Below are 24,931 nucleotides of genomic sequence, written 5' to 3'. Positions count from 1 at the left end.
TGCTTTCTCGCCGGATTTGCAGCTAATTGAGTCGCCTTAGTCGCCGAAGCGGGGGCTGAATACCAGGCGGCCGGGGGCGATGTCCATGGCCACCGGGGCCTTGCTCAGCCAGGAATAGCGGCTGTCGTCGAGTCGGTAGACCGGCTGGTTTTCCAGCACGGCGCGCAGCAGCTGCATCATGCCGGCCGAGGCGGCGGTCATGTCACCCTGATAGCCGAAGGCATCGACCTTGCTTTGCAGCAGCTTGAGGTCACGCAGAAAAATCGCATTCTGCTGGCGGTCGTAGACAGGACGGCCCTCGATGGCCAGATCCAGCTGGGCCGGAAAACGGGCGATCAGGGCATTGATGGCGGTTTCGCCCTGCAGGTTGAGCCGCACCACGTCACGGCTGTCGGGACCTATCTGCAAGTCCAGCCTGTCGATTCGGGTCTCCACCAGGCCCTGGGTAAAGCGCGGCGCCTGCTGTTCCAGCAGGGTATAAAGCGATTTTTCAATCTCGCTTTCCGACACGCTGTACTGGCTGAGCCCGGCACAGGCGCTCAGCAGAAGGGTACTCAACATGATAAGAAGGGGCTTGAACATGGTATACCTCTGGTTTACAGGACATGTGAGGAGTGAAGGGGGAGGAGTGAGGAAGGAGATAAAAAGGAGATAAAAAGCAGATTTTTGCCTTTTACCCCTTACTCCTCACGATTCACCCCTCACGGTTTCAACGTAACAACTGATCCAGCTGATTGGCGAAGGTCTGACGGTCGGCGGGGCTCAGGGTGGGCGGTCCGCCGGTGTGCACGCCACTGGAACGCAGGGTATCCATGAAGTCGCGCATGGTCAGTTTGGCCCTGATGGTGCCCTTGTCGTACCTTTCTCCGCGCGGGCTCAGCACTCTGGCATCTTTTGCCAGTGCCTCGGCCGCCAGGGGAATATCGGCGGTGATCAGAATTTCTCCGGGCCGGATACGGGCCACGATTTCATCATCGGCCACATCGAAGCCTTTGGGCACCTGCAGCTGTTTGATCAGGTTCGAGGCAGGTAGCGGCAGCGAATGGTTGGCGACCATGGTCAGCGGCGTCTGAGTACGCTCGGCGGCACGGAACAGAATATCGCGGATCACCTTGGGGCAGGCATCCGCATCGACCCAGATGTGCATCAGTTATGTCGACCCGGTTTTTTCTTGCGATCGATGGCTTCCTGTACCTCGCCTGGCTCGACCACCACCCCGGTGGCGTCGGAGGTAGGGAAGACGGCGACCATCAGCTCGTCGTCTTCCATGCCGGGCACCCAGCGGCTCTGCCACACCCTGAGGCTGATGGCCTCGGGCTTGCACTGGCTCCAGTCGTCCACCGCCCACTCTTTGGCATAGTCTGCGTGGGGCCACACCGGAATGCAGTCTTCGTCATCGTCCGAGGTCAGCATCATGCAGCCGTGCTCGTCGGTGAGGATCCAGATTTCGTTGTGCTCGCACACCCGACTCACGAAATGATTGAAACGCTCATCATCGCGCATGGTCTGGGCGGCGGCCTTGTCGGCCTCGGTCAGGGTATAGCTCATGGTTTTTCTCATACTGGGGATCTGCCTGCATGTTCACACTGCAAGCCCTGTTTTGTCCAGCTTGCCGCCGAATTTGTTCCAGGCCTTCTCATGAAAGAAATAGGCGACGGTATTGACCATGGGTTCCACCAGGGCAATCAGTCCGCCTACCAGCAGATCACCGGAAAGCAGGTAGGCCACACTGAAGGCAACGGTAAAATGGACGAGGGCGAAAGTAAGCGTCTTGGGCATGAGGCAGATCTCTGGTTGGAAGATAAATAAATGATAACAATTACTATTTATGCGTCCAATTTTTGTTTTTTATCTTTTCGATTGGTATTTTCTATCAAACAAATGCCGCCATGGGCCAATTGAGCGTTTACAGCCTGCCCCTGCTCGGGATAGATTGAAACCAGTCTTTTTCGATAAAAACGAGCCAGGGGCTCGGAATGGTAAGCAGGGTTGCTCATGCATTTTCAAACCGACGATATTCGCATTAATCAAATCAAGGAACTGTTGCCGCCGATCGCGGTGCTGGAAAAATATCCGGCCACCGATACCGCGTCGTCCACCGTGTTCGAGTCACGCCAAGCCATTCACCGCATGCTGGCGGGTGAAGATGATCGCCTGCTGGTGGTGATCGGACCTTGCTCCATTCACGATACCGACGCCGCCATCGAGTATGGCAAGCGACTCAAGGTATTGCGCGATCACTATGCGGACCGACTGGAAATCGTGATGCGAGTCTATTTTGAAAAGCCGCGCACCACCGTCGGCTGGAAGGGGCTGATCAACGACCCTTATCTGGACAACAGCTTCCAGATCAACGACGGCCTGCGGATCGGCCGCAAGCTGCTGCTGGATCTCAATGATATGGGCCTGCCCACCGCCAGTGAGTTTCTCGACATGATCACGCCCCAGTATCTGGCGGATCTGATGAGCTGGGGTGCCATCGGCGCCCGCACCACCGAGTCTCAGGTGCACCGTGAGCTGGCTTCCGGCCTGTCCTGCCCGGTCGGTTTCAAGAACGGTACCGACGGCACCATCAAGGTGGCGGCCGATGCCATCGGCGCGGCCAGCGCCTCGCACCATTTTCTGTCGGTGACCAAGCTGGGCCATTCCGCCATCGTCGCCACCGCCGGCAATCCGGACTGTCATATTATTCTGCGCGGTGGCAAGGAGCCCAATTACAGCGCCGATCACGTCGCCACCGTCTGCGCCGGTCTGGAAAAAGCCGGTTTGCCGCAGAAGCTGATGATCGACTTCAGCCATGCCAATAGCAGCAAGCAGTATCAGCGGCAGCTGGTGGTGGCCGAGGATGTCTGCGGCCAGCTGGCCGCCGGTGAGCAGGCGATCATGGGGGTCATGGTAGAAAGCCACCTGGTGGAAGGCCGTCAGGATCTGGAAGAGGGTTGCGAGCTGACCTACGGCCAGAGCATCACCGACGCCTGCATCGGCTGGGAAGATACCGAAGCCCTGCTGGCGCAACTGGCCGACGCCGTCACCGCCCGCCGCCAGGCTTGAGAACCTGAGGGGTGAATAGAAACGTGAGGGGTGAGGGGTAAGGAGAGCCCCAGATCTGAACGATAAAAAAAGGAGCCGTAAGGCTCCTTTTTTGATGCGGGGGAGTGGTTACTTCACTTCCACACCCTGGGCCTGCAAGTCCGCGTGGTAGGACGAGCGGACGAAGGGGCCGCAGGCGGCGTGGGAGAAGCCGAGGTTGTCGGCAATCACTTTCAGCTCGTCAAACTCTGCCGGCGGCACGTAGCGCTTCACCGGCAGGTGATGGCGGCTCGGCTGCAGATACTGGCCCAGGGTCAGCATGGAGACCTTGTGGGCGCGCAGATCCTTGAGCACCTCGGCGATTTCTTCGTTGGTCTCGCCCAGGCCCATCATCAGACCGGACTTGGTGGCCACCTGCGGGTGCATTTCCTTGAACCGGCGCAGCAGCTCCAGCGACCACTTGTAATCGGCGCCGGGACGGGCAACCCGATACAGGCGCGGGGCGGTTTCCAGATTGTGGTTGAACACGTCCGGCGGCGTATCCTTGAAGATTTCCAGCGCGGTATCCATGCGACCACGGAAGTCCGGGGTCAGAATTTCAATCTTGGTATTGGGGCTCTGTTCGCGGATGGCGCGGATACAGTCGACGAAGTGCTGGGCACCGCCGTCGCGCAGATCGTCCCGGTCCACCGAGGTGATGACCACGTATTTGAGGCCCAGCTCCTTGATGGTCTTGGCCAGCTTGCCCGGCTCTTCCGGATCCACCGCCAGCGGGCGACCGTGGGCCACGTCGCAGAAGGGGCAGCGGCGGGTACAGATGGCGCCGAGGATCATGAAGGTGGCGGTGCCGTGGTTGAAACACTCGGGTAGATTGGGGCAGGATGCCTCTTCGCAAACAGAGTGCAGCTTGTTTTCGCGCATTATGTCTTTGAGGCCCTGTATGCGCTGATTACTGGGAGGAAGCTTGATCTTCATCCACTCCGGCTTGCGCAATACTTCCTCGTCTGCCTCCGGCATGTACTTGACCGGGATCAGGGCCATCTTGTCGGCATCACGCAATTTTACGCCGGGCTCTACGCGTACAGGTTTATTCATAGTTTCAGCTTCTCTGTGGTGTAGTAGAGATGTTGATAACCAAGCTGCTCTGCCAGCAAGGGTACCAGTCGGGATTGAGCTTCTTCAAGGGTCTGGGGTCCGCCAAGGGCACAGCACTGGGTCATGGCCATGCCCGCATAACCACAGGGGTTGATGCGCAGAAAAGGGGTCAGATCCATATTGACGTTAAGCGCCAGCCCATGAAAGGAGCAGCCTCGGCGCACCCGCAGTCCCAGGGAGGCAATCTTGCTGTCCCCCACATAGACGCCGGGTGCATCGGGCTTGGCATAGGCTGTTATCCGGTAATCGGCCAGCAGGTTGACGATGGCGCTTTCCATACCGGTAACCAGCGGGCGAACGCCGAGTTTTTTGCGACGGACATCGACCAGCAGATACAACACCAGCTGTCCGGGGCCGTGATAGGTGACCTGGCCGCCTCTGTCGGTCTGTACCAGCGGAATGTCGCCGACGTTGAGAATATGCTCGGCCTTGCCGGCCTGACCCTGGGTGAACACCGGCAGGTGCTCGACCAGCCAGAATTCATCCTGGGTGTCTTGATCCCGCCGGTCGGTAAACATCTGCATGGTATGCCAGACGTGTTCGTAGGAGGCCTGTCCCCAGTGCCTGACGGTAAGCTTATCCTGCAACATCACTATGTCCTAGAGTACGTACTTGACCAGTTCCAGTTCACCCAGTTGCTGGTACAGCAATTCTACCTGCTCCTTGCTGTGCACCGTCACTTGAACGGTCACGGCGTGGTAGGTACCTTTGCTGCTGGGGCGAACCTGCGGGCTGTAATCACCGGGGGCATGCTGTTGCAGCACTTCCACCACCATATCGGGCAGGCGCTCATCGGCCAGGCCCAGGATCTTGAACGGGAAGCGGCAGGGAAAATCGAGCAACTCATCAAATTTGGTATTCATGGCAACCTTTACTACGTGCGCTATTCGGGAACGTGCGCTATTCGGGGGTGATGGAAACCGTTCCATAACCTATTTCACATTTTTACCATAAAATTGCCGGTTTCGAAACCGGCAACTTATCTGGCGGGGAAGGGCGATGAACAAGCCCGAAGCGTGCCGCTTCCGGCTGTTCGGCTTACTCCAGCCCACTCCCGACGGGGCTCAGTTGAACAGATCCTGAACCAGCAGCTTGATGTAGTCGATCAGGCGGCTGAAGATGCCACCCTGTTCTACTTCTTCCAGCGCCACCAGCGGCATGGTCATCACATCTTTGCCGTCCAGCTTCAGGTGCAGGGTGCCAACCTGTTCGCCTTTTGCCAGCGGGGCCTTCAGCGCCTTGTCGAGGGTAAAGTCGGCTTCCAGGCTCTGGGCCTGGCCGCGGGGTATGGTTACCGCGACCGTCTTGTCCACGCCGAGGGCGACGGTGTCCCTGTCGCCCATCCAGATCCGCTGATCCATCAGCTTGCTGCCCGCCTGGTAAGGGGTCAGGGTCTGATAGAAGCGAAAGCCATAGGTCAGTAGTTTCTTGCTTTCGGAGGCGCGCATCCGTTCGTTCGCCGCCCCCATCACCACGGCGATCAGACGCATGTCTTCCTTGGTGGCGGAAGACACCAGGTTGTAACCGACGGCCGAGACATGGCCGGTCTTGATGCCGTCGACATTCAGCGACTGATCCCACAGCAGCGAGTTACGGTTGTGCTGGGTAATACCGTTATAGGTAAAGGATTTTTCGGCATAGATTTTATATTCTTCCGGCACATCGCGGATCAGCGCCTGACCCAGCAGCGCCATGTCGTAAGCGGTGGTATACATCTCATCGCTGTGCAGGCCGTGGGGCGTGACGAAATGGCTGTTGGTCATGCCCAGCCGGGCCGCCCAGCCGTTCATCAGATCGGCAAAGGAATTGACGCTGCCGGCCAGGTGCTCGGCCACGGCCACGGTTGCATCGTTACCGGACTGGATGATGATGCCCCGGTTCAGCTGATCGATGCTGACCTGCTTGCCCACTTCCAGAAACATCACCGAGGAGCCGGGAAAATTCTGGGCCCAGGCGGCTTCGCTGATGGTGACCAGATCGTCACGTTTGACCTTACCTTCCTGCAGCGCCTGGCCCAGTATGTAGGAGGTCATCATCTTGGTCAGGCTGGCCGGCGGCAGTGTTTCGTCGGCCTGGTGCGACACCAGTACCTGGCCGCTGGCGTAATCCATCAGTACATAGGATTTGGCGGCGATGGCCGGTGGCTCCGGTATCATGGGTCCCTGAGTCTGTGCCTGGCTGGTAAAGGACACCAAAGCGGCGAGCAATAAAGAGGGGAGAGTGTTAACCATACGCATAACGTCTGCTGGATCCCTGTATAAATAGGCATTAGTTGCCGGTGTAAGTTGAAAATAAGGCCGATTAATTCAGAAAATAAGCCTGTGCGTACCCTTCGGCCACGAGTCGGGACAGGGTATCTTCCATTTTGTTGGCCGGAATGGGACCCATCTGCAGGCGGTACCATTCGGCGCTCTGTTCCACCCGTGCGGGGAAACCATACGCCTTGGTCAGCCGGGCAGCAAGTTCCTTGGCTTTATCGGCGGAACGGGTGGCCAGCAACTGAATATGGCGGTCGGCGGTGGCCGGCGTCTTGTGGGCGGCCACCGCCGTTTGGGTGCCGGCCGTTGGCCGGTAGGCCAGCGGCGTACCCGTCACCTGTGTCTGCGGGTCATCGGCGGCGAGCTGTATCGACTGGCCATCGGGAGCCATCCTGAGCAGCTCGACCCTGACCTGTGCCGTGCCGGTGTCGAGCATATCCAGCTTGTAGGCGGCGGCATAGGAAAGATCGATAATGCGATCGCCATGAAAGGGCCCTCGATCATTGACCCGGACGATCACCTGCTTGCCGTTCTGGACATTGATGACCTTGACGAAGGACGGCAGCGGCAGATTCTTGTGGGCGGCGGTCATGGTATACATGTCGTAGATTTCGCCGTTCGAGGTTTCATAGCCATGAAACTTGGCGCCATACCAGGAAGCCAGACCTTCGTCCCGGTAGTGCTTGACGTCATTCCATACCTGATAGTCACTGCCCCAGACATTGTAATCCCGGTTACCCCGCCGGCTGTAGGGCTCGAAGCGGGGCACCGCATTTTTCACCTGGCTCATGTCGGGCGCGTTGGCGGGCGGCTTGTCCTGGCGCAGGGCATAGCGGCCGCCGGCGGTTTCCCGATCGTAGGCGGCATCCTGCTTGTCCGGTGTTACTGCCTGTTCCGGCTGGCTGCTGCAGGCAGCCAGCCCCAGTGCCGCCAAGGGCAAGAGGGATTTAGAGAGACGGTTCATAGGCCTGCTTAAGCTGCTCACTGAGTTGATAGACTGCCATGGCGTACAAGGGGCTGCGATTATAGCGGGTAATCACGTAAAAGTTATGCCGTATCACCCAATATTCCGGACCATCGACGCCGTCCAGGCGAATCAGCTTGACCGGGGTGTCTGCATCCAGTTCCTGCTCCACCACCACGCCGGCAGCCGCCAGCTCGGCCCAGCTGTGACTCAGCTCCAGCGCCGGGCCCAGCAGGGCGTCGGCGGCCTCGGTATCGGTTGCCCGGGCCGGATAGGCAACATCGTCACCCGGTTGCCATTTGTGTTCATGAAAGTAGTTGGCGACGCTGCCGATGGCATCCACCGCCTGAAACAGGTTGCGCTCGCCATCACCGTCGAAGTCGACCGCATAATGGCGGTAGCTGGAGGAAATAAACTGACCCATGCCCATGGCGCCGGCGTAGGAGCCTTTCTGATCGAGCAGTGCCCAGCCCTGCTCCTTGGCCAGCTGCAGGTAATGGGCAAACTCGGAGCGGAAAAACTCGCCCCGGGGCGGATAGTTGAAGCCCAGGGTATAGAGTGCATCCAGCACCTTGTGACTGCCCATGTGGGCGCCGTAGAAGGTTTCCACGCCGATGATGGCGGTGATGATGTGTGCCGGCACCTGCAGTTCCCGCTCGGCCCGGGCCAGCAGCTCGGCGTGCTGTTGCCAGAACTCGACACCCTGTTGCAGTCGCTTCTCGGTCAGAAAAATGGACCTGTACTGGTGCCAGGGTTTGGCTTCTGCCGGTCGGGTCATGGCATCGATGATCGATTGCTGATAGCTGGCCTGAGTCATGGCGTCATTCAGTTCGGCGATGGGCACTTCAAACTTGCCGGCCAGTTCGTCAAGCCAGCGCTGCTGTTCCGGATTTATCTCGGCAGCGGTTACCGAGGTGGTCAACAGCAAGGCGGCGGAAACAAGGGCAAGACGCATTCGATAATCCTTTTATTTGGCCAACAGGCGCTTATGGGTATGCACGGACATCAGGATGCCAAATCCGGCCATCAGTGTCACCATGGAGGTACCGCCGTAACTGATCAGGGGCAAGGGTACTCCCACCACCGGCAGCAGGCCACTGACCATGCCGATGTTGACGAACACGTACACGAAAAAGGTCAGGGTCAGGGCACCGCCGAGCAGGCGGGGAAAGGCACCCTGAGCCTGCATTGAGATATAAAGGCCACGCCAGATGATGAACAGATAGAGCAGCATCAGCAGGCAGACACCAACGAGACCGAATTCTTCGCTCAACACCGCAAAAATAAAGTCGGTATGGCGTTCGGGCAGAAATTCCAGCTGTGACTGGGTACCCTGCAGCCAGCCCTTGCCCCAGAGTCCGCCCGAGCCGATGGCGATCTTGGACTGGATGATATGATAACCGGCCCCCAGGGGATCACTTTCCGGATGCAGCAGAGTCAGAACCCGTCGTTTCTGATAGTCGTGCATCAGAAAAAACCACAGGGCCGGCAGAAAGGCGGCGATGGCGGCCACGGCGGCCAGGATCAGTCGCCAGGACATGCCGGCGAGAAAGATGACGAAAAAGCCGGAGGCCGCCACCAGCAGGGAGGTGCCCAGATCCGGCTGTTTGGCAATCAGCAGGGTGGGGATCAGCACCAGTCCCAGTGCCAGAAAGACATGCAACAGGCTGGGCGGCAGCGGGTAGCGGCTGATATAGGCGGCGATGGTCATCGGCATCACCAGTTTCATGATTTCCGAGGGCTGGAAGCGGAAGGACCCCAACTCCAGCCAGCGCTGGGCGCCCTTGCCGATGTCCCCCACCAGCAGTACCAGCACCAGCATTATCAGCCCCAGCATGAACAACGGCGGCGCCCAGCGGGCATAGAAGCCGGGAGGTAACTGCGCCAGTACCATCATCACCACCAGCGACAAGCCGATGCGAATGCCCTGACGAGTGAGTGAGTCCATGCTTTCACCGGAGGCCGAATAAAGAATGGCGAGGCTGGCACCGAGCAATGTCAGCAGCCCCAGCAGCAGGGGCCAGTCCAGATGCAGAATTTCCCACAAGGCGCGACGGCGCCGATGTTTATTCATTGTGCTGTTCCTCGCCTTCGGTGTTCTGCAACGGCTCGGGGATCATGTAGAGATCGAGCAGGGCCCGGGCCACGGGGGCGGCGTGCGAGCTGCCGCCACCGGCGTTTTCCAGTACCACCGACACCACGACTTCCGGTTTTTCAAAGGGAGCCAAGGCCACAAAAAGGGCATTGTCGCGCAGATGCTCCCTGGTGCTGGCATGGTCGTACTGCTGGTTTTCGGCCAGGCTGAATACCTGAGCGGTGCCGGATTTTCCGCCCGCCTTGTAGGGAGTATCGGCAAAGGCCCGCCGGGCTGTGCCCTCTCTGCCGTTGATCACCCGATACATGCCGGCCAGGCCCACGTCCCAGAAGCTGTCCTGCTTCAGTTGAATAGGCTCACTCTTGCTGACCGGCATCGAGATCATGCCCTCTGGCCCCTTGATGCCGTGCAGCAGCCGGGGGTGAACGGTTTCTCCGTGGTCCACCATGATGGCGATGGCCCGGGCCAGTTGCAACGGGGTGGCGGTCCAGTAGCCCTGACCTATGCCCACCGAGATGGTGTCCCCCTGATACCAGGGCTGCTTGTGGCGGGCCTGCTTCCAGTCGCGGGAAGGCATGGTACCGCTGGTTTCTTCGTGCAGATCGATCCCGGAATACTGGCCGAAGCCGAAGCGGGTCATATAGTCATGGAGGTTGTCTATGCCGACCCGATAGGCCAGATCATAGAAAAAGGTATCGGCCGAAATTTCGATGGCCCGGTATACATCCATCCAGCCGTGGCCCCAGCGGCGCCAGTCGCGGAATTTGCGCTTGGTATTGGGGATCTGGAAATAGGGCCCACCGAAGTAACGGGTGCTGGGGGTGATGGCGCCTTCGTTCAGCCCCATGACCGCCAGCATCGGCTTGACGGTGGAGGCGGGGGCGTAGATGCCCTGAGTGGCTCTGTTGATCAGCGGGCGGTCCGGGTTGTTCAGTAGTTCCCGGTACTCGGGGCTGCTGATGCCGTGCACGAACAGATTGGGGTCGTAGCTGGGGCTGGAGATCAGCGCCAGTATCTTGCCGTCTTTCGGGGTCATGATGACGGCGGCACCGCGGCGATCGGCCATCAGTTTCTGCGCCTTTACCTGCAGTGCCACATCCACGTTGAGATAGATATCGCTGCCCGGTGTCGGCGGCTGATAGGTGAGGGTGCGGATCACCCGGCCGCGGTTGTTGACCTCGACTTCCTGATAACCGGCCTGACCGTGGAGCAGGTCCTCGTAGTAACGCTCTACGCCCAGCTTGCCGATATCCCGGGTGGCGGCGTAGTTGGCCAGCTTGTTGTCTTCCCGCAGGCGCGTGACGTCCTTGTCGTTGATGCGAGCCACATAGCCTATCACATGGGTGAAGGTATCCCGGTAGGGATAAAAGCGCTTGAGATAGGCCTCTATGGTGGCGCCCGGATATTTATGCTGATTGATGCTGAACAGGGCCACCTGCTCTTCGCTCAGGCGATTGACCAGCACCACCGGATTGAAACGGCGTTGGCGACGAACCTCGGCCAGAAAGCGTTTTTTGACTTCGGGATCAAGGCCGAGCAGATCTGTCAGCTCGTCGACGGTGGCGTCCAGATCGGGGGATTGTTCGGGGGTGATTTCCAGGCTGTAGATGGGGCGGTTTTCCGCCAGCAGGACGCCGTTGCGATCGTAGATCAGGCCCCGGGTCGGTGCTATGGGCACAATCTTGATGCGGTTATCGTTGGAACGGGTCTGATAACTCTGGTGTTCGTTGATCTGCAGATGGTAAAGGTTGGCAAGCAGCACCCCCATCAGCAGCACTATGCCCATAAACGCAATCACAGCCCGGCGCCAGTACAGGGATGATTCGGCGCCATGATCGCGCATCTTTACCCGGCCTTTTGCCATTATTACTCTCGGTGATAGGGGTGGTTGTTATTGATGCTCCAGGCGCGATACAGGCTTTCTGCCGCCACCACCCGCACCAGCGGATGTGGCAGCGTCAGCGGCGATAAAGACCAGGATTGTTCGGCGGCGGCCTTGCAGGCGGGCGACAGCCCTTCGGGACCGCCGATCAGGATGGCGACATCCCTGCCATCGAGCTGCCAGCGGGTGAGTTCGCCGGCCAGCTGTGCCGTGGTCCAGGGCCGGCCCGGAATATCGAGGGTGACGATGCGCGCCGATTTGGACACGGCGGCCAGCATCTGTTCGCCTTCCTTGTGCAGGATACGCTCGATATCGGCATTCTTGCCGCGTTTTCCGGCCGGGATCTCGACCTGCTCCAGCGGCAGATCCCGAGGGAAACGCCGCTGATATTCCTGAAAACCGGCGGTTATCCAGGACGGCATCTTGGTACCGACCGCCACCAGTTGCAGTTTCATCAGGCCACGGCTCCGACGCTATTGCCACCCCAGAGTTTTTCGAGCTGGTAAAAGTCGCGGGTTTCTTCCTGCATTACGTGCACTATGGCGTCGCCCAGGTCGACCAGTACCCATTCGCCGGCGTCCAGGCCGTCGACACACATCAGGTGCAGGCCGGCGTGTTTGGCTTCGGTGGCCAGGTGCTCGGCGATGGAGTTGACATGGCGGCTGGAATTACCGGAGCAGATGATCATGCAGTCGGTGATGGTGGACTTGCCGCTGACATCCAGGACCTGGATATCGCGGGCTTTGAGATCGTCGAGCTTGTCGACGATAAAGGTTTGCAGTTCTTGACCTTGCAAGGGGGAATTCTCCTCAATTCAATATGACGACGGATTATAACACGGGCCCCAAGTAGAGTCCCTTATCTCGAATATAGTCCGCGACCGGGTCAGGCAACAAATATTGGGGATTGTTCCCGGCCCGGATGCATTCACGTATCCGGGTGGAGGAAATATCGAGTGGCGGGTTATCGATCAGGTAAATACAGCCGGCCAGGCGGCGATGCAATTGCTCGCTGTCCCGGGTGCCGTGGGCCCGATACAGGGCGTCGATGGTCGGGTTGAAGTCGGGCATCCAGCCGGGTCTGTGACTGACCACCAGGTGAGCGTGCACGAGCAGTTCCTGCCAGCGATGCCAGCGATCCAGGGTGCACAGGGAGTCCATGCCCATCAGAAAACAGAGGGGAGTATGGGGATGTTCCTGGCGCAGTTCCATCAGGGTCTCGATGGTCCAGGAAGGGCGATCGCGCCTCAGTTCCCGGTCGTCGACGGTCAGCCCCGGGGTTTGTGCCGCCGCCAGTTGCACCATGGCCAGCCGGTGTTCCGGCGCACTGTCGGGCGTGGCCCTGTGGGGCGGAATATAGTTGGGCAGCAGCCGTACCTCGGCCAGCTCCAGCCGTTCCAGCACCTGAATGGCGGGGCGCAGATGGCCGACATGAATGGGATCGAAGGTGCCGCCCAGCAGGCCGATGGCTTTTTTCATTATTTATTCCGTGAAGGGTGAGGTCGGACTGATGGTCAGCGGTTGTGCATCGAGAAAGCCGACGCAGAGGCTGTAGAGCCAGCGCCAGGCCTCGTCGTCATCGAAGGCGGCGACGGCCCGGTCGGCGGCCGCAAGCATGGCCTGCAGCTGCTGCAGCTTGGGCATTGGCAACCGGCCAAGGGCCGCCTGCATCAGCGGCTGTCGGCTGGACCAGACATGCAGGGCACCGGCCAGTTGATGAAACGACTGACCGCCCTGCAGCCCCTGCTGCAGTTGCTGCAGGGTACTCAGTTCCCGGGCCAGCAGGTGGCACAGCATACCGGCTTCCACCCCTTCCTGGCGCAGTTGCAGCAGGATGCGGCAGGCCCGCTTGACCTTGCCCTGCAGCAGGGGGTCGAACAACTGGAAGGGATTGAACTGATGATGGGGCTGCACCTGTTGCTGCAACAGTGCCAGTGTCAGTGGTTGCGGCAGTTGCTGCAGGGCCAGCTTTTCGATCTCGCCCGCCACCGCCAGCAGGTTGCCCTCGAAGGCATAGGCCAGCCAGTGCAGAGCCTCGGGTTCGGCACTCAGTCCATGCTGGTGCAACCTGTGTGTCAGCCAGCGGGGAAAATGCCGGGCATCCGGGGTGACGACCGGTATCTGGGGACCCGCCGCCGTCAACGCCTTGAACCAGGCGCTTTTCTGCTGTTGCTGATTGAGCCGGGGGCCGGTAATGAGCAGCAATAAATCCGGGTGACATTGTTTGAGCAGTTCGCGCAACCGATCCGAGCTGGTCTTGTCGAGCTTGTCCGGCAGGTGCAGCTCGATGATCTGCCGCTGGCTGAACAGGCTCATCGACTGGCTGGCATCGAAAATACCGTCCCAGTCCAGGCCTTCGTCGGCATCGAAGCGGTGACGCTCGTCGAAGCCCCGAGCGCGGGCGGCCTGGCGCAGGGTGTCCAGCGCTTCCTGTTTCAGCAGCGGTTCGTCACCATAAATGAAATAGCAGGGTGCCAGCCCGGCCTGCAGATGTTGCGGCAGCTGTTCCGGGTAGAGACGCATCAGAACGACAGACGATTGAGCTGGCGGATTATCTGTGTGGCGGCCTCGAATTCCATCTGCTCGCGCAGTTGCTGCTGTTCGCGGCTCGAGGCCAGCGCCTGCTCGGATTTATCGAGGAAGCTGCGGTTGAAGGTGACGTTGAACACCTGGCGCGGCTGCTCGGGCATGTCCAGGGTAAAGCGGGTCCCGAAGCGCATGGCGTATTCGAGCTCATCGGCCCGGGCGTTGACCGAGGCGACGGTGTTGCCCTGGCCCAGTGCCGATATGGTCAGCACAGGGGTGAGCATATCGGGCTCGACCAGTTGCGCCCCGGCGCGTTGCAGCCGGGCCGCGACCAGCCGGTAAAACTGGGTCTTGTCGTCGCCGACCAGGGTCAGCCGCCGCAGCTCGGGGGCCAGGTTGTCGCCGCCCCTGAGCTGAAAGCCGCAGCCGGCCAGCAGCAGCGTCAGCAGTATCAGTACCCCTGCCTTGATTCGAGTGAGCATGAAAACTCCTTTAAAAACAGCTGTAAGCTATAAGCTAAACAAAAAGTACAACACCCCCACCCAGCCTCCCCCTGGCAATACGCCTAGGCTATGCCTGTATCCCCGCAGTCTAGGGGGAGGGGCAGAATAGCGCCGATTTTGAAAGGCGGCGTTTGTTTTGCTCCCTCCCCTTTAATGCTGTATCAGCAGGATAACGCTGATGTTCAACGCAAGGGGAGGGTTGGGGTGGGGTTTTGTGTTAATTGGCGACTATGTTCAGCAGTTTGCCGGGGACGTAGATCACCTTGCGTACCGTCTTGCCGTCCAGGTGGCGGGCCACGTTGTCGTCGGCCTGGCCAGCGGCTTCTACCGCCTCCCGGCTGGCATCGGCGGCCACGGTGATCTTGCCGCGCACCTTGCCGTTGACCTGCACCACCACCAGCTTCTCGTCTTCCACCAGGGCATCGGCATCGATCTCCGGCCAGCTGGCGTGATCGATATCGGTCTGGCCCAGGGCCTGCCACAGTTCGAAACAGGTGTGCGGCACTATCGGGTGCAGCATGATGGTGACTGCTTCCAGCGCTTCCTGCAGCAGGGCGCGGTTCTGGGCGTCGGCGGTGTCGACCCTGGTCAGCTTGTTCATCAGCTCCATGATGGCGGCGATGGCGGTGTTGAAGGTCTGGCGGCGGCCCACGTCGTCGCTCACCTTGGCGATGGTCTTGTGCACATCCCGGCGCAGGGCCTTCTGCTCGTTGCTCAGGCCGGCCACATCCAGCGCCTCGGTGGTCCCCAGAGACTGATGTTCGAACACCAGTTTCCACAGCCGCTTGAGGAAGCGCAGTGCCCCCTCGACGCCGGAGTCGGACCATTCCAGGGTCATGTCGGCGGGGGAGGCGAACATCATGAACAGGCGCACGGTGTCGGCGCCGTACTTGTCGACCATCACCTGCGGATCGATGCCGTTGTTCTTGGACTTTGACATCTTGGTCATGCCGGTGTGTACCAGCTCGCGACCGTCTTTATCCAGGGCGCGCTTGACCCGGCCCTTTTCGTCCCGCTCCATGGTGACATCCAGCGGGCTGACCCAGGTACGGGCACCTTTTTCATCGGTATGGTAGAAGGCGTCGGCCAGCACCATGCCCTGACACAGCAGCCGCTTGAACGGCTCGTCGGATTCAACCAGTCCGGTGTCGCGCAGCAGCTTGTGGAAGAAGCGGGCATACAGCAGGTGCATGCAGGCGTGCTCGATGCCGCCAATGTACTGATCCACCGGCAGCCAGTAGTTGGCCTTTTCCACATCCAGCATGCCCTGATCGTAATCCGGGCTGCAGTAGCGGGCATAATACCAGGACGACTCCATGAAGGTGTCGAAGGTGTCGGTCTCGCGTCGTGCCGGCTGGCCGTGATAGCTGGCCTTGGCCCACTCGGGATCCGCCTTGATCGGGCTCTGAATACCGTCCATCACCACGTCTTCCGGCAGCAGCACCGGCAAGTCTGTTTCCGGTACCCCGACCACCGAGCCGTCTTCCAGGTTCAGCATGGGAATGGGCGCGCCCCAGTAACGCTGGCGGCTCACGCCCCAGTCCCGCAGGCGGAAATTGACGGTCTTGCGGCCCAACCCCTTTTGTTCCAGGGTGGTGGCGATGGCATTGAAGGCCTCATCGAAGTCGAGGCCGTCGAAGTCGCCGGAGTTGAACAGCACGCCTTTCTCGGTGTAGGCGGCCTCGGAGACATCCGGCTCGCCGCCGTCGGCGGGTTTGATCACCGGCATGATGTCCAGGCAGTACTGGGTGGCGAACTCGTAGTCACGCTGATCGTGGGCGGGCACCGCCATCACGGCACCGGAGCCGTAATCCATCAGCACGAAGTTGGCAACCCAGATCGGTATCTGCTTGCCGGTCAGCGGGTGTACCGCGTACAAACCGGTGGCCATGCCCTTCTTCTCCATGGTGGCCATTTCGGCCTCGGCCACCTTGTGGTGCTTGCATTCTTCGATGAAGGCGGCCAGGGCCGGATTGTTCTCTGCAGCCTGGGTGGCCAGCGCATGACCGGCGGCAATGCCGACATAGGTCACGCCAAACAGGGTGTCGGGGCGGGTGGTATAGACCTCGAAGGACTGGTCCTGATCGGCGACCGTAAAGCTCAGGGTAACGCCCTCGCTGCGGCCTATCCAGTTGCGCTGCATGGTCTTGACCTGCTCGGGCCACTCATCCAGGTTATCGATGTCTTTGAGCAGCTCGTCCGCATATTCGGTGATCTTGATGAACCACTGGGGAATTTCCTTCTGCTCCACCGGGGTGTCGCACCGCCAGCAGCAGCCGTCGTTGACCTGCTCGTTGGCAAGCACGGTTTCATCGTTGGGGCACCAGTTGACGGAGGAGGTCTTCTTGTAGACCAGGCCTTTTTCATACAGCTTGGTGAAGAACCACTGCTCCCAGCGATAATACTCGGGCGTACAGGTGGCCAGCTCCCGATCCCAGTCGTAACCGAAGCCCAGCCGCTTGAGCTGGTTCTTCATGTAATCGATGTTTTCATAGGTCCAGGGTGCCGGTGCCGTCTTGTTGTTGATGGCGGCATTTTCGGCGGGCAGGCCGAAGGCATCCCAGCCGATGGGCTGCAGCACGTTTTTACCCTGCAGCCGTTGGTAGCGGGAGATAACGTCACCTATGGTGTAGTTACGTACATGCCCCATGTGCAGTCGGCCGGAAGGATAGGGAAACATGGATAGGCAATAGAACTTGTCTTTGCCCGGCTGTTCGGTGGCCTTGAAGGTCTGCTGCTCGGCCCACAAGCGTTGCACTTCGGGCTCGATGTTCTGGGGAATGTATTGCTCTTGCATTAGTGACATCCGGATCTGTGAAATGGGTGATAAACCACGGCGATAAATCGCCATAGAATACCCCAGGGGGGGGAGGGCAACAATAGCCGCACCGCCAGGGCTCGGTATCCAAGGGGGTAACATGGACAATAAAGAACAAAAACATAAAAAAGGCTACGACGCCTTCGTCGAGGAATTGCATCGCCGCTGGCAGCAAACCGAAGACACCAGCATCAGGGAAATGGTGGAAACCACCCAGGCCTACATGGAAGCGGTCGGCGATCTGACCAAGGACGAGCTGGCCCTGATCGCCCAGTACGTGAAGCGGGATCTGGCGGAAATGGAAGACAGCGGTGACGAGTTTCGCGACAGCCTCTTCTATCGCCGGATCAAGGAAACCGTGTGGGGCTGGTTGGCGGACGTGACCGACAAGAGTCAGCTCGAATGGCAGGAGCTGGCCTCCGAGCTGGAGCATCACGGCGAATACAGGGCCGGAGAAGTGGTGGGACCGGGCCTGTATGACTGTACCCTGTGCGCCCATTCCCACGAAGTGACCCATCCCGAGGTGCTGACCACCTGCCTGGAATGCAACCACGACACTTTTATCCGCCGGCCACTGGAGCCTTGATATTCTGTGAGGGGTGAGGGGTGAGGGGTGAGGGGTGAGGGGTGAGAGGGAAGACGATGGTTTGCCTTTCGCCTCACTCTTTTCTCCTCACCCCTTCACTTCCTTCAGCTTCTTGCTTTCTGCCTCAGGCTTTCCTTCGCGGCCTGCTTTTGCTGGCGCCAGCGGTATTGCCGCCGGCTCAGGGTTGCCGCCAGGGTCGCGCTGAGCAACAGCCAGACCACCAAGGGGGTGCTGCCGAAGCGGGCATAGGGAGTGAGCCCGGTCATGCCGGTGACCTCGGTGCGCAGCACGCCGGCTTCGAACTGGGGCAGGCTGGCGGTGATGTGGCCCTTTTCATCGGTCACCAGGGTCACGCCGTTATTGGTGGCGCGGATCAGCGGCCGGCCCAGCTCCAGGGCACGCATGCGGGCAATCTGCTGATGCTGCCAGGGGCCGATGGACTGACCGAACCAGGTGTCGTTGGACAGGGTCAGCAGATAATCGGTATCGGGCTTCATGTTATCCCGCACCAGCCCGGGAAAGGCCACTTCGTAGCAGATGGCCACGCTGAGATGAAGACCACCGGCGTTGAGGTCCGGCTGGCCGGCCTCGCCACGAGAGAAGGACGACATCGGCAGGTCGAAGAAGGGCGCCAGTGGTCGCAGCAGGCTGCCGAAGGGCACAAACTCGCCTATCGGCACCAGCTGCTGTTTGTAATAGCGGTTGCTGTGCCCGGGCCGGTAGGGGACGGCATTGTGCCCCAGAGAGATGACGGCGTTATAAACCGATTCGTCATCGTGGCGGGACACGGTGCCGGTGATCAGGCTCTGACCGCGCTCCCGCATCAGCTGATCCACCTGCGCAAGCCAGGGAGCCAGGTGTTGTTCCGCCGCCGGCAGCGCCGATTCGGGCCAGATTACCACATCCGCATCCCGCTCGGGCAGGGTCAGTCCGATATAGCGCTCCAGGCTCAGCTCCAGTTGCCCCGGAATCCACTTCAGCGACTGCTCTATATTGCCCTGTACCAGGGCGAAACGGCTGCTCTGGGTAGGGGTCACCCATTGCATAAAGCCGGCACCGAAGGCGAGGCCCCATAACAGCAAGGCGGTCAGCCCCGGCCACCAGGAGCGGCGGTGCAACAGCAACCACAAGGCCGCCGCCGAAAAGCTCAGCAGCCAGCTGATGCCCTGGACCCCCAGCACGGGGGCGAGGCCGGCGAGAGGACCTTCCAGCTGGCTGTAACCGAACCATAACCAGGGAAAGCCGGTCAGCACCCAGCCGCGCAGCCAGTCGGCCAGCACCAGCAAGGCCGGCAGTACCAGCAGAGCGCGCCAGCGGGGAGAGGGCACCAGCCGTTGTGCCAGCCAGACGGCGGCGGCGGTATAGAGGCTGAGGTAGGCGGCCAGCAGCGCCACCAGCACAAAGGCGACGGCCAGGGGAATGCCGCCGAAGATGGTCATGCTGTGGTGGATCCACCACAGACCGGGCAGATACAGACCCATGGCCCAGATAAAGCCGCGTTTGGCGGCGGTCACGGGACCCAGGTGCTGGGTAACGGCATAAAGGCCGAACAGCGACACCAGCGCCAGTGGCCAGTAGTCGAAGGGGCTGAAGGCTAAAACGCCGAGGGCCCCGCTAAGCAGGGCCCCGAGCACAGGTAGATAATGGCGCACTGTTATATGGCTTCCGAAGAGGAGGTTTCCTGAGTGTTCGGTATCTTAACCTGTAACTGCAGCAAACGTCGACGGTCGGCGTGAGCCACCTTGAACACGAAGCCGTTGAGCTCGAGCTGCTCGCCCTTGGCGGGCAGATGACCGAAGGCGTGCATCACCAGGCCACCGACGGTGTCGGCCTCTTCATCGCTGAAGTCGGTATGGAAGAAGTCGTTGAAGTCTTCGATATCGGTCAGCGCCGCCACCGCATAGACCCGCGACGTGATCTGACGAATTTCGGCACTTTCTTCCGCATCGTATTCGTCTTCGATATCGCCGACGATCAGCTCCAGAATATCTTCTATGGTCACCAGGCCGGACACACCGCCGAACTCGTCCACCACTATGGCCATGTGGTAGCGTTGCTGGCGAAATTCCTTGAGCAGCTTGTCGAGCCGCTTGCTTTCGGGTACGACCACGGCGGGGCGCAGTACCTTGTCGATGGAAAACGCTTCGTCGGTGAGGGCAAAGCCGTACTGCAGCAGATCCTTGGCCAGCAGTATGCCCTCTATGTGGTCCTTGTCTTCATTGACCACCGGAAAACGGGAGTGAGTAGACTCGATGATCATCGGCAAAAAGGAAGAAACGGGCTGGGACTTTTCTACCGTCACCATCTGCGAGCGGGGGATCATGATGTCCCGCACGCGCAGCTCGCTGACCTCGAGCACCCCTTCGATCATGTCTTTGGTATCCTGGTCGATCAGCTCGCGCTGAGTCGCCTCCATGATCACTTCCACCAGTTCTTCACGATTCTTCGGTTCGCCCTGAAACAGCTGGCCCAGCTTCTCAAACCAGTTTTTCTTGGTGGACGAACCGTTTTCTGAGTTCGAATTGTCGTCGCTCATTGACCTTGTTTAACCTTCATCGTCTTGGTAGGGGTTGGCAATACCGAGTTCTGCCAGAATGGCAATTTCTCTGGCTTCCATGATTTCGGCTTCATCATCCTTAATATGGTCGAAGCCAAGCAAATGCAAGCAGCCGTGTATCACCAGGTGTGCCCAGTGGGCCTGCAGCGGCTTGTGCTGCTCGGCCGCCTCTCGTTCTACCACCTGGCGGCAGATCACCAGATCGCCCAGCAGCGGCAGTTCGATGCCTGGAGGGGCCTCGAACGGAAAGGATAGTACATTGGTGGACTTGTCCTTGCCGCGGTAGTCCCGGTTAAGCTCGCGGCTCTCGGCCTCGTCGACCAGCCGCACCGTGATTTCGGTTTCTTCCCGTTCGTCTGCCAGTGCGGCGGTGAGCCAGCTTTCCAGTTGCTGCTCGTTCGGCAGCCCCGGCGCTTCATCACAGGCAATTTGCAAGTCCAGATACAGGGTCATGATGCTTTCTCGTTCGGATGCTGTTCACGCTTGTGCTGATCTTCGAAGGCTTCATAGGCACGTACGATGCGGGCCACTACCGGGTGGCGCACCACGTCTTCGGCGCGGAAAAAGTCGAACGACAGCCCTTCGACGCCACTCAGCACTTCGATGGCATGGCGCAGGCCGGACTTGGCATTGCGTGGCAGATCGATCTGGGTGATGTCGCCGGTGATCACCGCCCGGGAGTTGAAGCCGATGCGGGTCAGGAACATCTTCATCTGCTCGACTGTGGTGTTCTGGCTTTCATCCAGAATGATAAAGGCGTCGTTCAGGGTACGGCCGCGCATATAGGCCAAGGGCGCCACTTCGATCACATTGCGTTCGATCAGTTTTTCGACCCGCTCGAAACCCAGCATCTCGAACAGGGCATCGTACAGCGGGCGCAGATAGGGGTCGACCTTCTGGCTCAGATCGCCGGGCAGAAAGCCGAGCTTTTCGCCGGCTTCCACCGCCGGACGGGTCAGCAGAATACGACGCACTTCCTGACGCTCCAGCGCATCGACCGCCGCCGCCACCGCCAGATAGGTTTTGCCGGTACCGGCCGGGCCTATGCCGAAGGTGATGTCGTGGCTGAGAATATGGGCCACGTAATGGGCCTGGTTGGGGGTACGGGGCTTGATCAGACCGCGCTTGGTCTTGATCACCACTTCCTTGCCGTACTGATACCCCTCGCCGGACTCTTCGCCCTGCTCCAGTACCCGGCTTTGCTTTATGGCCAGGTGCACCTGCTCGGGGGTGATATCGGGTACCGACTGGCCCTTTACCGATTGGGTGTCGACATAAAGTTGAGTAAGCAGCTCACCGCCGACCTTGACCAGACTGGCCGGCCCTACCAGCTTGAAGTGCTGGTTGTGGTAGTTGATTTCCAATCCCAGGCGGCGTTCCAGCTGTTTGATGTTGTCGTCGAAGGGGCCACACAGGCTGGCCAGGCGCTGGCCATCGGCCGGCTGAAGTTCAAGTTCCAGGGTGGTGACTTTTGCTGTCAAAATAACTCCGTATATAGATGAGCCGGAAACACAAGGCTGACGTTATCATCACTCCTGGGTGCGGGCACCCTTTGTTAATGATTTCCCCGTGACTTCCGGCTTACAGCTTACAGCTTATAGCTTACAGCTTACAGCTTACAGCTTATAGCTTACAGCTTATAGCTTACTAGCTTAAGGCTTACAGCTTGATTCAAGGCGTAAAGGTGGCCACACCGACGTCGTCGGCCACGCCGTCCGGGCGGCGTGCCAGAATGCTCTTGGGCGACACCTGTACCCGCAGGCCCATTTCGTTCTCGCCATGCAGAAACCTGCCGCGCAGGCTGTGAGGCATGACTTCGGTGATTTCCACGTCGGCAAAGCCGCCGATCAGGGTATGGGGGCCGGAGAAGTTGACCACCCGGTTGTTTTCAGTACGACCGCGCAGTTCCATGGGATCCAGCTTGGAAGGACCTTCCACCAGGATGCGCTGGGTCGAGCCCAGCATCTGCCGGCTGATTAGCTGGGCCTGGTTGTTGATCACCGTCTGCAGGCGATAGAGTCGCGCTTTTTTCTCGTCCAGCGGCACATCGTCCGGCAGATCGGCGGCCGGGGTACCGGGGCGCGCACTGAAGATAAAGCTGAAGCTCATGTCGAAACCGATATCTTCAATCAGCTTCATGGTCTTTTCGAAGTCGTCCGCATCCTCTCCGGGGAAACCGATGATGAAGTCGGAGCTGATGGTGATGTCGGGCCGCGCCAGCCGCAGCTTGCGGATCTTGGACTTGTATTCCAGTGCGGTATGCGGCCGCTTCATCAGGGTCAGAATACGGTCGGAGCCGCTCTGTACCGGCAGGTGCAGGAAGCTGACCAGCTCGGGCGTGTCCTTGTACACCTCTATGATGTCGTCGGTGAACTCGATGGGATGACTGGTGGTGTAGCGCACGCGGTCGATGCCGTCGATGGCCGCCACCAGGCGCAGCAACTCGGCGAAACTGCAGATGTCGCCATCGAAGGTCTCGCCCCGGTAGGCATTGACGTTCTGGCCCAGCAGGTTGACCTCGCGCACCCCCTGATCGGCCAGCTGGGCGATCTCGTAGAGTACGTCGTCCAGGGGGCGGCTGACTTCTTCACCTCGGGTGTAGGGCACCACGCAGAAGGAGCAGTATTTGGAGCAGCCTTCCATGATGGACACGAAGGCGGTGGCGCCATCGGCACGGGGCTCGGGCAGGCTGTCGAACTTTTCGATTTCCGGAAAGGCCACGTCCACCTGGGCGCCGTTGCCTTCGAGCACGGACTTGATCATGGCCGGCAGACGGTGCAGGGTCTGGGGGCCAAACACGATATCGACAAAGGGAGCCCGGGCGCGAATGGCGTCACCTTCCTGGGAGGCGACACAGCCGCCAACACCGATCACCAGCTTGGGGTTGGCGACCTTCAGCGGACGCCAGCGGCCCAGCTGATGGAACACCTTCTCCTGCGCCTTCTCGCGGATGGAGCAGGTGTTGAGCAGCAGCACATCGGCCTGCTCGGCATCGTCGGTGAGCTGGTAGCCGTGCGTGGCGTCCAACAGATCGGCCATCTTGGATGAATCGTATTCGTTCATCTGACAGCCCCAGGTTTTGATATGAAGTTTTTTGCTCATGGCTCTCTTTGGATTACGGCAAGGGACATGTTTCAGGACCGGGGATTCTACTCTTTTCTGCCGGCAGTGACCAGATAATATCCAGCCGCAGCCCGGTGACAGAAAGGGCAGATTCCCTCCGGGTTAGCGCACTTTTTGCGGTAGAATAGTCGAAAAATCGCGAGGTTAGCACGAGGTCAGCATATGGAACATTGTGATATTGCCATTATCGGCGGCGGCATGGTCGGGGCCCTGGCCGCGGCCCTACTGGCCCCGACCGGCCTGAGTATCCGCGTCATCGAGGCCAAAGCACCGGCGGCCTTTTCGCCCGAACAGGCGCCGGATTTACGGGTCTCGGCCATCAGTGCCACCTCGGTGCGCCTGTTGCAACAGGCGGGCGCCTGGGAAGCCGTCGTCGCCATGCGCGCCTGGCCTTACCGGCGGCTGGAAGCCTGCGAGTGGCAGGGGTTCAGTACCCATTTCGAGGCGCAGGAGCTGGATTGCGAATATCTGGGCTACATGGTCGAAAACCGCATCATACAGCTCGGGCTGTGGCAGGCGCTGGCCCGGTGGCACAATGTGGTACTGGATTGCCCCAATGGGCTGACAGGCCTGACGCAGAACGAGTCCGGCGCCGAGCTGAGTCTGGCGGGCGGGCAGCGGCTGCAGGCCAGGCTGGTGCTGGCCTGTGACGGTGCCGAGTCTCGTACCCGCCAACTGGCCGGCATTGGCGTAACGGCTTGGGATTATGCCCAGCATTGCATGCTGATCGGCATAGAAGGTGATGGCCTGGAGTCGGATACCACCTGGCAGCAGTTTTTCCCCAGCGGCCCACGGGCCTTTCTGCCGATGGGGCTGCGGCAGGGCTCTCTGGTGTGGTATGACCAAAAGGCGCGCATTACCGAGCTGGCGGCACTGGATAACGAGGCGCTGGCCCGGCAGGTAGCGGCTCATTTTCCGGCCCGACTGGGCAATTTCACCGTGCTGAGCAAGGGACACTTCCCGCTGCGCCGCCGCCATGCCAACGACTATGTGAAAGGGGCCGTGGTCTTGCTGGGGGATGCAGCCCATACCATCAACCCGCTGGCCGGGCAGGGAGTCAATCTGGGCTTCAAGGATGTGGCGGCACTGGGCGAGCTGATTCATCAGGGCGTGGAGGCAGGCCTCGATATTGCCGCCGCCGAGCGGTTGCAGCGTTATCAGCGTCGACGCCGGCCCGACAACCTGCTGATGCAGTCGGCGATGGACCTGTGTTATCACACCTTCAGCAACGATCTGTTTCCGCTCAAGTTGCTGCGTAACCTGGGGCTGAAAGCGGCCGAGCACAGCGGCCCGCTGAAAACCCGGGTAATGAAGTACGCCATGGGGTTGTAAGACATGTGATACCAATCTAAGTAAAAATGTGATCTAATTACTCTCATCCTATCTTGATGATTGATTCTATGGATAACCTTCAACAAACCGACTTCAGTGCACT

The 24,931-nt window shown here is 59.9% G+C and carries 26 protein-coding genes; 3 read left to right on the top strand and 23 right to left on the bottom strand.

Annotated elements, in window-relative coordinates; all coding sequences use genetic code 11:
• Nucleotides 1-36 precede the first annotated feature (36 nt).
• The 4 genes from HNR62_RS04925 to HNR62_RS04910 form a co-directional block, all read right to left on the bottom strand.
• On the bottom strand, nucleotides 37-582 hold the full coding sequence (locus HNR62_RS04925; protein WP_204794972.1) for a YceB family lipoprotein: 546 nt from the start codon (nucleotides 580-582) through the stop codon (nucleotides 37-39).
• A gap of 127 nt (nucleotides 583-709) precedes the next feature.
• Nucleotides 710-1,147 carry a YaiI/YqxD family protein gene (locus HNR62_RS04920; protein WP_204794971.1) on the bottom strand — a complete coding sequence of 146 codons (438 nt, stop codon included), beginning with the start codon at nucleotides 1,145-1,147 and terminating at the stop codon, nucleotides 710-712.
• Nucleotides 1,147-1,548 carry a DUF2750 domain-containing protein gene (locus tag HNR62_RS04915; RefSeq protein WP_204794970.1) on the bottom strand — a complete coding sequence of 134 codons (402 nt, stop codon included), beginning with the start codon at nucleotides 1,546-1,548 and terminating at the stop codon, nucleotides 1,147-1,149. The genes HNR62_RS04920 and HNR62_RS04915 overlap by 1 nt, the downstream gene beginning before the upstream one ends.
• A gap of 33 nt (nucleotides 1,549-1,581) precedes the next feature.
• Nucleotides 1,582-1,779 (bottom strand): DUF2061 domain-containing protein, encoded by a 198-nt coding sequence (locus HNR62_RS04910; protein WP_204794969.1) that lies wholly within the window; start codon nucleotides 1,777-1,779, stop codon nucleotides 1,582-1,584.
• 216 nt (nucleotides 1,780-1,995) lie between these two features.
• Between HNR62_RS04910 and aroG the strand changes: the two genes are divergently transcribed.
• Complete coding sequence (gene aroG / locus HNR62_RS04905) at nucleotides 1,996-3,051, top strand: 3-deoxy-7-phosphoheptulonate synthase AroG (RefSeq protein WP_204794968.1); 1,056 nt, start codon at nucleotides 1,996-1,998, stop codon at nucleotides 3,049-3,051.
• Between the two features lie 108 nt (nucleotides 3,052-3,159).
• On the opposite strand, the gene lipA is transcribed toward aroG, so the two are convergent.
• The 14 genes from lipA to leuS form a co-directional block, all read right to left on the bottom strand.
• Nucleotides 3,160-4,125, bottom strand: a complete 966-nt coding sequence (gene lipA, locus HNR62_RS04900) for a lipoyl synthase (RefSeq protein ID WP_204794967.1) — start codon at nucleotides 4,123-4,125, stop codon at nucleotides 3,160-3,162.
• Nucleotides 4,122-4,775, bottom strand: a complete 654-nt coding sequence (lipB, locus tag HNR62_RS04895) for a lipoyl(octanoyl) transferase LipB (protein WP_204794966.1) — start codon at nucleotides 4,773-4,775, stop codon at nucleotides 4,122-4,124. Before lipB ends, lipA begins: the two co-directional genes overlap by 4 nt.
• Nucleotides 4,776-4,784: 9 nt before the next feature.
• The gene (ybeD, locus tag HNR62_RS04890; protein ID WP_204794965.1) at nucleotides 4,785-5,048 is read right to left on the bottom strand and encodes a DUF493 family protein YbeD; all 264 of its coding nucleotides are present in this window, start codon (nucleotides 5,046-5,048) and stop codon (nucleotides 4,785-4,787) included.
• Nucleotides 5,049-5,249: 201 nt separating this feature from the next.
• A complete protein-coding gene (locus HNR62_RS04885) occupies nucleotides 5,250-6,416 on the bottom strand; it encodes a serine hydrolase (protein WP_420827137.1) in 1,167 nt (388 codons plus the stop codon).
• Nucleotides 6,417-6,486: 70 nt separating this feature from the next.
• A complete protein-coding gene (locus HNR62_RS04880) occupies nucleotides 6,487-7,407 on the bottom strand; it encodes a septal ring lytic transglycosylase RlpA family protein (protein ID WP_204794963.1) in 921 nt (306 codons plus the stop codon).
• Nucleotides 7,391-8,362, bottom strand: coding sequence for a lytic murein transglycosylase B (gene mltB / locus HNR62_RS04875; RefSeq protein WP_204794962.1), 972 nt, complete (start codon nucleotides 8,360-8,362; stop codon nucleotides 7,391-7,393). Before mltB ends, HNR62_RS04880 begins: the two co-directional genes overlap by 17 nt.
• Nucleotides 8,363-8,374: 12 nt before the next feature.
• Nucleotides 8,375-9,481, bottom strand: coding sequence for a rod shape-determining protein RodA (gene rodA, locus HNR62_RS04870; RefSeq protein ID WP_204794961.1), 1,107 nt, complete (start codon nucleotides 9,479-9,481; stop codon nucleotides 8,375-8,377).
• Nucleotides 9,474-11,366 carry a penicillin-binding protein 2 gene (gene mrdA / locus HNR62_RS04865; protein ID WP_204794960.1) on the bottom strand — a complete coding sequence of 631 codons (1,893 nt, stop codon included), beginning with the start codon at nucleotides 11,364-11,366 and terminating at the stop codon, nucleotides 9,474-9,476. Before mrdA ends, rodA begins: the two co-directional genes overlap by 8 nt.
• Nucleotides 11,367-11,368: 2 nt before the next feature.
• Nucleotides 11,369-11,839 (bottom strand): 23S rRNA (pseudouridine(1915)-N(3))-methyltransferase RlmH, encoded by a 471-nt coding sequence (gene rlmH, locus HNR62_RS04860; protein WP_204794959.1) that lies wholly within the window; start codon nucleotides 11,837-11,839, stop codon nucleotides 11,369-11,371.
• The gene (gene rsfS, locus HNR62_RS04855) at nucleotides 11,839-12,180 is read right to left on the bottom strand and encodes a ribosome silencing factor (RefSeq protein ID WP_204794958.1); all 342 of its coding nucleotides are present in this window, start codon (nucleotides 12,178-12,180) and stop codon (nucleotides 11,839-11,841) included. Before rsfS ends, rlmH begins: the two co-directional genes overlap by 1 nt.
• Nucleotides 12,181-12,214: 34 nt before the next feature.
• The gene (nadD, locus tag HNR62_RS04850) at nucleotides 12,215-12,865 is read right to left on the bottom strand and encodes a nicotinate-nucleotide adenylyltransferase (protein WP_204795123.1); all 651 of its coding nucleotides are present in this window, start codon (nucleotides 12,863-12,865) and stop codon (nucleotides 12,215-12,217) included.
• Nucleotides 12,866-13,906, bottom strand: a complete 1,041-nt coding sequence (gene holA, locus HNR62_RS04845; protein ID WP_204794957.1) for a DNA polymerase III subunit delta — start codon at nucleotides 13,904-13,906, stop codon at nucleotides 12,866-12,868.
• The gene (locus HNR62_RS04840) at nucleotides 13,906-14,391 is read right to left on the bottom strand and encodes an LPS-assembly lipoprotein LptE (RefSeq protein WP_204794956.1); all 486 of its coding nucleotides are present in this window, start codon (nucleotides 14,389-14,391) and stop codon (nucleotides 13,906-13,908) included. Before HNR62_RS04840 ends, holA begins: the two co-directional genes overlap by 1 nt.
• A gap of 238 nt (nucleotides 14,392-14,629) precedes the next feature.
• Complete coding sequence (leuS, locus tag HNR62_RS04835) at nucleotides 14,630-17,209, bottom strand: leucine--tRNA ligase (protein ID WP_204794955.1); 2,580 nt, start codon at nucleotides 17,207-17,209, stop codon at nucleotides 14,630-14,632.
• Nucleotides 17,210-17,330: 121 nt separating this feature from the next.
• Between leuS and HNR62_RS04830 the strand changes: the two genes are divergently transcribed.
• On the top strand, nucleotides 17,331-17,816 hold the full coding sequence (locus HNR62_RS04830) for a zinc ribbon-containing protein (RefSeq protein WP_204794954.1): 486 nt from the start codon (nucleotides 17,331-17,333) through the stop codon (nucleotides 17,814-17,816).
• A 104-nt stretch (nucleotides 17,817-17,920) separates the two neighbouring features.
• Here the strand turns inward: HNR62_RS04830 and lnt are convergent, their stop codons facing one another.
• From lnt to miaB, 5 genes are all read right to left on the bottom strand, one after another.
• Nucleotides 17,921-19,468, bottom strand: a complete 1,548-nt coding sequence (gene lnt, locus HNR62_RS04825; protein ID WP_204794953.1) for an apolipoprotein N-acyltransferase — start codon at nucleotides 19,466-19,468, stop codon at nucleotides 17,921-17,923.
• Nucleotides 19,469-19,470: 2 nt separating this feature from the next.
• Entirely contained in the window at nucleotides 19,471-20,352 is an 882-nt protein-coding gene (corC, locus tag HNR62_RS04820; RefSeq protein ID WP_204794952.1) for a CNNM family magnesium/cobalt transport protein CorC, read from the bottom strand.
• A gap of 9 nt (nucleotides 20,353-20,361) precedes the next feature.
• Complete coding sequence (ybeY, locus tag HNR62_RS04815) at nucleotides 20,362-20,826, bottom strand: rRNA maturation RNase YbeY (RefSeq protein ID WP_239552606.1); 465 nt, start codon at nucleotides 20,824-20,826, stop codon at nucleotides 20,362-20,364.
• Nucleotides 20,823-21,854 carry a PhoH family protein gene (locus HNR62_RS04810; protein ID WP_204794951.1) on the bottom strand — a complete coding sequence of 344 codons (1,032 nt, stop codon included), beginning with the start codon at nucleotides 21,852-21,854 and terminating at the stop codon, nucleotides 20,823-20,825. The genes ybeY and HNR62_RS04810 overlap by 4 nt, the downstream gene beginning before the upstream one ends.
• Before the next feature lie 190 nt (nucleotides 21,855-22,044).
• A complete protein-coding gene (gene miaB / locus HNR62_RS04805; protein ID WP_204794950.1) occupies nucleotides 22,045-23,475 on the bottom strand; it encodes a tRNA (N6-isopentenyl adenosine(37)-C2)-methylthiotransferase MiaB in 1,431 nt (476 codons plus the stop codon).
• 183 nt (nucleotides 23,476-23,658) lie between these two features.
• Here miaB and HNR62_RS04800 point away from each other — a divergent pair, with 183 nt between their 5' ends.
• Nucleotides 23,659-24,828 carry an FAD-dependent monooxygenase gene (locus tag HNR62_RS04800; RefSeq protein WP_204794949.1) on the top strand — a complete coding sequence of 390 codons (1,170 nt, stop codon included), beginning with the start codon at nucleotides 23,659-23,661 and terminating at the stop codon, nucleotides 24,826-24,828.
• The last annotated feature ends 103 nt before the right edge of the window (nucleotides 24,829-24,931 follow it).

Origin of the sequence: Oceanisphaera litoralis (genome assembly GCF_016907015.1) — a bacterium.
Taxonomy (GTDB): Bacteria; Pseudomonadota; Gammaproteobacteria; order Enterobacterales; family Aeromonadaceae; genus Oceanimonas; species Oceanimonas litoralis.
The sequence above is the reverse complement of the archived record's forward strand: the minus strand, read 5'-3'. Positions and strand labels throughout refer to the sequence as shown.